The sequence below is a fragment of the Desulfitobacterium sp. THU1 genome (assembly GCF_038181555.1).
GTDB lineage: Bacteria > Bacillota > Desulfitobacteriia > Desulfitobacteriales > Desulfitobacteriaceae > Desulfitobacterium.
The window spans coordinates 1-7,940 of sequence record NZ_JBBWUA010000036.1 but is presented as its reverse complement, the minus strand read 5'-3'; the positions used below and the strand labels follow the sequence as shown (position 1 = coordinate 7,940).

The 7,940-nt window shown below is 44.7% G+C and carries 4 protein-coding genes and 1 pseudogene; 1 reads left to right on the top strand and 4 read right to left on the bottom strand.

The genetic code is table 11. The features are described from left to right. Positions 1-503: 503 nt before the first annotated feature. Complete coding sequence (gene tyrS / locus AAC978_RS16080) at positions 504-1,766, bottom strand: tyrosine--tRNA ligase (protein ID WP_341549091.1); 1,263 nt, start codon at positions 1,764-1,766, stop codon at positions 504-506. Between the two features lie 232 nt (positions 1,767-1,998). On the opposite strand from tyrS, the gene AAC978_RS16075 reads away from it, so the two are divergent. Then, complete coding sequence (locus AAC978_RS16075; RefSeq protein ID WP_341549090.1) at positions 1,999-4,632, top strand: transglycosylase domain-containing protein; 2,634 nt, start codon at positions 1,999-2,001, stop codon at positions 4,630-4,632. A gap of 148 nt (positions 4,633-4,780) precedes the next feature. On the opposite strand, the gene AAC978_RS16070 is transcribed toward AAC978_RS16075, so the two are convergent. From AAC978_RS16070 to AAC978_RS16060, 3 genes and pseudogenes are all read right to left on the bottom strand, one after another. Continuing rightward, entirely contained in the window at positions 4,781-5,164 is a 384-nt protein-coding gene (locus AAC978_RS16070) for a hypothetical protein (RefSeq protein WP_341549089.1), read from the bottom strand. A 145-nt stretch (positions 5,165-5,309) separates the two neighbouring features. Continuing rightward, a complete protein-coding gene (locus AAC978_RS16065; protein WP_341549088.1) occupies positions 5,310-7,304 on the bottom strand; it encodes a sigma-54 interaction domain-containing protein in 1,995 nt (664 codons plus the stop codon). Between the two features lie 130 nt (positions 7,305-7,434). Continuing rightward, positions 7,435-7,800 (bottom strand): annotated as a pseudogene (locus AAC978_RS16060) (FAD-binding protein); the annotation flags it as partial. Positions 7,801-7,940 lie beyond the last annotated feature (140 nt).

The window sequence follows — 7,940 nt, the reverse complement described above, 5'->3', positions numbered from 1 at the left end:
TTACTCATTTGACGAGTCATTGGCTGTTCCTTGTTGTTTAGTTTTCAAAGACCATCTTTGGTTTCTTTTCGTCACTCTTGGTGGCGCTTTTCGGCGCCGCCGCACTCAGTGGCGACATTTATAGATTCTATCAGAGTTTGATTTGAAAGTCAAGATCTTTTTTAGAATCTATTTTTTCTTGCTTTACCGGTTGGGGTTTCCCCAGCGGCAACTTTGTTATAGTACCACTGGAGTGCGGTTCTTGTCAACACTCTTTTCTAATTTCTATAAATCTCCTTTTAAACACCGTTCCTTTTACCCAGTTTACTTTACCCCATACCTCTCCATCCTATTCAAAAGAGCAACTAAATATTCACGTATTAGAAATCTAACAATTCTGCCCGCCGAAATACCTGAGTTGAATTTGTCATTGGCGATACGTATTTGCGATACGTATAAATAAGAACGGCAGCAAGTTAAAGATTGCTGCCGTTATCGCCCTAGCAATTGTGATTTTAAAACTCTTAAGCTAACTTGATTAGATAATAGTTCTTTTTGCCGCGCCGTATGACAATAAACCGATTCTCAATCTTGTCTAGCTGTGCTACTGTGAGCTCTGTATCACTTTGGCGGTCTCCATTAATATATACAGCACCGCTTTCGATAGACTCACGGGCTTGTCGCTTAGAAGTTACCGCTCCAACTTTGACCAGTGCATCCACCAAAAGCATTTCCTGGTCTTCAACGTCTGTTGAAGGAACATCGCTAAAGCCTTCTTCTACTTCAATGGCGGAAAGGTTCGCAATGCCGCCTGTGAAGAGCGCTTGGGAAATCTTCTCCGCCCGCTCTCGAGCCTCTACTCCATGAACCAATTCCGTAACTTCCTTAGCCAACACGCGATGAGCATTGCGTTTCTCCGGCTGGTTCTCTACTTCTAGAGCCAGTTTTTTGATTTCTTCTATAGAAAGAAAAGTAAAGAATTTAAGATACTTTACCACATCACGGTCGTCGGTGTTAATCCAGAACTGGTAGAACTTATAAGGTGAAGTCTTAGCCGGATCCAGCCAAACAGCTCCTCCCTCTGTCTTACCAAATTTCGTTCCATCACTCTTCGTGACCAAAGGCACGGTTAATCCATGGACTTGGCGGTCTTCTCCTACCGACATCCGTCGAATCAGATCCGTCCCAGAAGTAATATTCCCCCACTGGTCGCTGCCACCAATCTGCATTTCGCAGCCATAAACCTCATTTAATTTAAAGAAATCATAGGATTGCAAAATCTGGTAGCTAAACTCCGTAAAAGAAATTCCACGACTCATTCTTGACTCCACAGAATCTTTGGCCAGCATTGTTCCTAAGGAGAAATTCTTACCGATGTCTCTAAGGAATTCAATGACATTGATTGAGCCTAACCAATCATAGTTGTTGGCCATGATAGCTGGATTATCGACACCTTCAAAATCAAGAAACTGACTCAATTGATCCTTGATCCGATCGGCCCATTCTTGCACTACTTCAGTAGGATTCAGAGTCCGCTCACTGGTTTTTCCACTGGGATCACCGATTAAGCCTGTTCCGCCGCCAACGAGAGCAATGGGTCGATGACCCGCCAGTTGGAAACGTCTGAGCATCAAAGTTGGCAACAAATGTCCAATATGTAAACTGTCCGCGGTCGGATCAAATCCACAGTATAGTGTCATCGGTGATTCGAGGCGTTTGTACAAAGCTTCCTCATCCGTGGTTTGGTAGACTAACCCTCTAGCTTTTAAATCATCGAGAATATGCATATCTTGCTCCCTCCTAATTCAATTATTATACATTTTTCCAATCTTGATATCAACTCGAAGCGATAGGTTAAAATGGCACCATAATCTAGAAGTTTTTTTAACCATGGAAATATGGTATAATTCTGCTGTGATAAAGTACACGTAAGCAGTGTACTTTTGTTGCGTTGATCCATTTCCCAAGCCTGCAGATTTGATTAACTCAATTACAGCAAATATCTAGGAGGATTAAGACATGGCAACTCCCCCCAAAAAGACGCCACCCAAAAGTCCACGCAGAAAGCGGCGCGTATCGAAGTGGCGGGTTTTTTTAGTAACTTTTGGCTCCGCATTTACCTTGGCTTGTATAGCTTTATTGATTTATGCTCTTTACGCAGTGGCCGGAACCCCGGATTGGCATCCCGATACCTTGACCAACCAAAAACAGACCTCGTTTATCTATGATATGGGCGAAAAACAGATTGCTGAGCTCCACGCTACAGAAGATCGTCAAATGGTAGCCTCTTCTGAAATACCCGATCTTGTTAAAAAAACCTTTGTGGCCGTTGAAGACAAGCGCTTCTATGATCATTTCGGCGTCGATCCGATTCGGATTGTCGGCTCCTTAATCGCCGACATAAAAAGCCAGTCTTTCAGAGAAGGCGCCAGTACCATCACCATGCAGCTTGCTAATAACGCTTTCATCGAGAACCCCCGTGAAAAAACTCTGGTTCGGAAAATCCAACAAGCAGCCCTAGCTATTCAACTAGAACGAGAGTATACCAAGGATGAAATCCTCACCTTCTACCTGAATCGCATCTTTTTCGGTGAATCATCTTTTGGAATTCAGGCCGCGGCCAAAACCTATTTTGGTCATGAGCTCAGCGAACTGACTCCCGACGAAATCGCGTTGCTTGCCAGATTACCACAGGCTCCCAGTGCTTATAACCCCTATTATCATCCCGAGACGGCTAAAGAACGCCGCAACATCGTCCTCGGTGTCATGAAAGCTGCGGGGCTTATTACACCGGAAGAATATACTCAATATCTAGAGGCTCCTTTCACTCATGTCGAAAACGTCAAGGCGAATCGAGCTGAATCTGAAAAACCCACTTTTTCCGGCGCCGACTATGCCTATCCATACTTTGTAGATCATGTAATCGAAGAACTGATCAATGAACATGGACTCAATGAGGATCAAATCTATAATGGTGGCTTGAGGATCTATACTACCGTAGATACAAAAATACAAGCCGCAGCCGAAAAGGAATTTGCCAACGCCAAGAACTTCCCACAAAGCGTTGATGAAACCCCGGTTCAAGGAGCTATGACTGTTCTTGATCCTTCCACGGGCGCTATCCGTGCCTTGGTGGGCGGACGAGATCACAGCACCGCTCGCGGACTGAATCGGGCCACCCAAGCATACCGTCAACCGGGTTCAACCGTTAAGCCTTTAGTAGTTTACGCACCCGCTATGGAAAAAGGAGGCTTCTTTCCCGGAACAGTACTCGATGATATGCCAGTGAAATACAATGCCGGAAACGGTAAAGTATGGGCCCCCACCAATTACGACACTGAATATGCCGGATGGCGAGGACTTATTTCCATGCGTTTTGCTGTTCAAAACTCCGTTAACATCTACGCTGTCAAGCTGATGAATATTATAGGGGTCGAGTACAGCTGGAATTTTGGTAAAAACAATCTCGGGCTACCTCTAGAAGAAAATGACAAAGTATTAAGCTTAGCCTTAGGAACAAATCATGTCAGTACTCTGGATATGGCTTCTGCCTATGGAGTATTTGCCTATAATGGGGTTCGTGCAACTCCCCACGCCATTGTTAAAGTGCTTGACTCAAGTGGCAAAGAAATTATTACGCCAACAATTAAAGTAGAACGCACGATGAAAGAGACTTCCGCCTACCTTATGAACAGTATGTTAAGGAGTGTTGTCACCAGTGGAACGGGGACAAGAGCTCAAGTTGGAAATTGGGCAGTGGCCGGTAAGACGGGAACCACTTCACTGGACCCGGATATTTACGGTTATCGCACCGGAAACCCCGATGCTTGGTTCGCCGGCTATACCCCTAACTATGTGGGTGTCGTCTGGATGGGCTACGATAAAGATGATGAAACTTTAACCCACTATCTCCGCCAAGTTTACGGTGGCGGCTTTCCGGCACAGATCTGGAAAAATGTTATGACAGTGGCCCATGATGGGCTCACAGTACAGACGGAATTCAAACGTCCGGCCGGTATTGTCAGCGGTTCTTACGACACTAAGTCTGGACTATTACCCAGCAGTTTGACTCCTAAGGACTTTGTCCGTACCGAAATTGCGGCACAAGGGAATTTCCCCACTCAGGTCAGCGATATCTGGGTAGAAAAAGAGATTGACAAAGATCACCCTGCCTATCTTGCCGGGACGGGTACCGTTAATAAAGAGAAAAAAGTTTTCCTTAATATTACGGGGCGTGATCCCGAGACACCTTGGCCCAGTGATGAAAAGCCTTTTCAAATGCCAAAAGAGGAATATAACGCGACTCCTCCACCAACTGAAACAACAACTCCTCCCCTCGGGGATGCCGGTATCCCCGTTCCGATCCCCGGAATCGTAGTTTACGACGCATCACAACAAACAGCAATGCTACCCGTGACCTATCCGGCAGGGAGCGAAGGGCACACCCTCACAATTTATGTGAAATTCCCTGATCAGGACTTTATCCAGACCTATTCTACACAACATGAGATCTCTGAGGAGATCCGTATTCCCTTAAGTGTGGATGGAGAATCTCCTTCTCCGGGAGAATACCGTTTCTGGGTAAGCTTAGTGAACTCCGAAGGGGTAGCAGGTAATCCCTCCGAGGGTGCTAGTTTATCCATTACAGACTAAATATTTAAGTTAAAAGCAGCTAATGCATACTAAAAGAACCGCTTGAAATCTCACGATTACAAGCGGTTCTTTGCGCTGTGTTTTCACACTGCTGCTTCGTCTGGGTTATGTACTATACGTATAATACCACATTCGTACCTGAGCTAAACTACTTCTTCTTAATAGCCAAGACGTAGATTACTCCCAGAATTACGATAACTCCTCCGACAACAACCCAAGGGCTCATAGGCTCTTTGGCTTCCGGTACTTCAGCTGCAGGCTCTTCTACTGCTGGAGTCTCAGTTGCTGGAGTTTCTGTTGCTGGTGTCTCAGTTGCAGGTGTTTCAGTTGCAGGTGTTTCAGTTGCCGGTGTTTCGCCAGCAGGAGCTCCGCCGCCGCCACCAAATCCTTCTTCGTGACAGGGTGTACAAGTTACACCATCTGGACTCATCTCAGGAACCGCCTGCGTAGTTGCTGCTGAACTAAAGAACACACCGATGGAAAGACCAATGAACAATGTACACAATAATAAAAATCGACTTTTGTTCCTCATTCTAACTCACCCCCTCTAGTATAATATCATCATTGACTTGCACGTACAAGTACTTTCATTTGAAGAATAGCGAAACTTCCCCGACTTGTCAAACATAGATTTTTTTCCTAGTAACTTTCCTAGGTTTTCTTCATCTTAGCGCAAACTATCGCACGACTCGAAAATCAGGGTGTTCTTGCATTTTATTATAGATAGTTCTCCGCGTCACTCCTAACTTCTCAGCGGCTGCACTGACGTTACCACCGACTGATTTTAAAACATGATCGATAATCATTGTCTCTGCAGTACTCAAAAGTCCTTGTTCTTGCTTTCCTGAACACTTCCCTAGTATGTCTTCTACCAAGCCTTTTGTTATAGAGTCATGATAGTGTTCTTGAATTCTTTTCGGTAAGAACTCGACCTTCAGTATTGATCCTGTTCCCATAAGAATGATGGCCCGCTCAATCGAATGCTCTAATTCCCGAACATTTCCTCTCCAAGTATAGTTCTTTAGAGCAACCACGAATTCATCATTCATTTCGATCTCTTGAGCCAGCCCGTATTTGCGCGAGAACTTATCCATAAATTCCTTAGCTAAGAGCATAATATCCTCACGCCGTTCCCTCAGGGCTGGTAAGTCGATAATAAAGGTACTAATTCGGAAGTAGAGATCTTCACGAAATAATCCCTTATCCGATTCTTCTAGGAGATCTTTCTTGGTTGCCGAGATCAAGCGGATGTCCACAGGAATTTCTTTAGTACTGCCAACCTTCTGAATTCTTCCGGTTGAGAGGACACGGAGTAACTTGATTTGGTCTAGCACAGGCATACTTTCTATTTCATCCAGGAACAAGGTTCCTCCAGAAGCTGCCTCGATTTTGCCTATTTTACCCCCTTTAGAAGCCCCGGTGAAGGCCCCCTCCTCATAGCCAAAAAGCTCGCTTTCCACTAACTCTGCAGGAATCGCTCCACAATTAATCGGGATAAAGGGCATATCCCGCCGCGGACTGGCGTAATGAATTGCTTGGGCAAACATTTCCTTACCCGTACCATTTTCACCGAAGATAAGTACAGGAACAGCGGTGCCAGCGATATTTTTGCCTATTTCTTTAGCTTCATTAAGGTCACCACTTTGACCAACAATATCCTCAAAACAATAGAGTCCATCACACCTGTCACTTGCCTCTCGGCCCTGTTCAGTTACGTGCTCGGTAAAAGATTTCTTCTCTTCCAAGGTGATGATTTTACTTTTTTCAAATCCACCCTTTTCCAGAGCACTGCTGCTTAGATTGAAGGTTCTCCCATCCAGATGGATCTCCTTTTGGACAAATGCCGCGTTCCACTCCTCTTGCGAAAAGTGTTTGCTCAGCTTCCTCAGGGGATCCTGACCCTTGCTATACTTTAAGAGATTGAGGATTTTCTCATTATAATGGGTAGTGTTATCTTCATTGATATAGGCGACACCTTGGGGGAGCACATCCATAATCGCTTTAATCTTGCTTTCGTTTTTTTGGGTAATCGGGATATAGAGACGGTCAAAGACCTGAGCAAGATAATGAACAAGCCAATAGGCCTCTTGGGCTCTTTCCAGATCCATTAAACCGATGGAGATTCCCCCAAGCACCTCACCTTTATCATTGTGAAGAGGGGCGGCAACACCCACCCCCTGCAACTCGGACTTTTTTAGGTAATTCAGCGGATTGACCAATAAAATCGTTCTATTTTCAGATAGGGCTAGAGTAGACGCCGTTGTTCCGACCGTCCTTTCTGAGCATTCTCCGATAAGATTTTTAAAGGGGCCTTTCATATCATCATAAATCTGCTGGGTGATGCACTCGTGGGTGCGAAAGCTAAATGTACACCCCTGATAGTTCAATAGTTCAATCGCACTTTTTAAAAAGGGGTAATATCGTTCATAGCACTCTTTAAAATTTGCTAGCTTATTGCTCATTGATTTGTCTAGTGGGTGATGACAGATCTTGGCAAGGGGATCCACCCGGTTCTGTCGGCTCCTAACCCATGAATGATAAACGGCTCTGGGAACAATCTGCGCATCAACAGGCTTACCTTCTAAAAAAAGATTCCGCTGATCCCTGCATTTCTGCAGATAAGCCTTCTGATTACCCTCGTTTATCAGGTTTAAAAGTGCCTTAATATTCACGGGGGAACCCCTCCCTTCGAGCTCAATGCGTGCAAAGCGACAAATACTTGAGTCCACTTTCACATGTCTTGGGCAAACACGCCCGCATTGGTTTACTTATATTGATTATACAGTTAAGTTGGGAAAAAGACTACTTTGTAATATGCTTTCCTGCAATATAGCCAAAGGTTCCCGCCGAAGCAATCCCACCAGCATACACTTCTCTAAAGATTCCTGCGCAAGGTGGGCAGGCATAGAGATTGGGGATCGGCGTTCTTTGTAAATCAAGGACTTGTGCATTCTCATTGATAGCAAGCCCACCAAAGGTGTGATAAATATTGGATGTTATGGGAACTGCGTAAAAGGGTCCCTGAGCAATTTTATTGTGATTGAGAAGTCGAGGAACTTCAAGACTATCCGTAGTACCACTATCAATGGCCTTGTTATAATCGTTAATTGTCTTTATGAGGGCTCCCTTATGCATACCATGGATTTCTTGGCATTTCGTAGCTAATTCGTAAGCGCTTAATAAAAGGGTGCATGGAAACTACTTGAGGCCTATGGCAAAATATAATAAAACCCAGCTACACTAGTTATAGCCGGGTACTGACACAGGATCAAGTTTAATTACAAACGACAATAGTCGGGGAGTTCAGG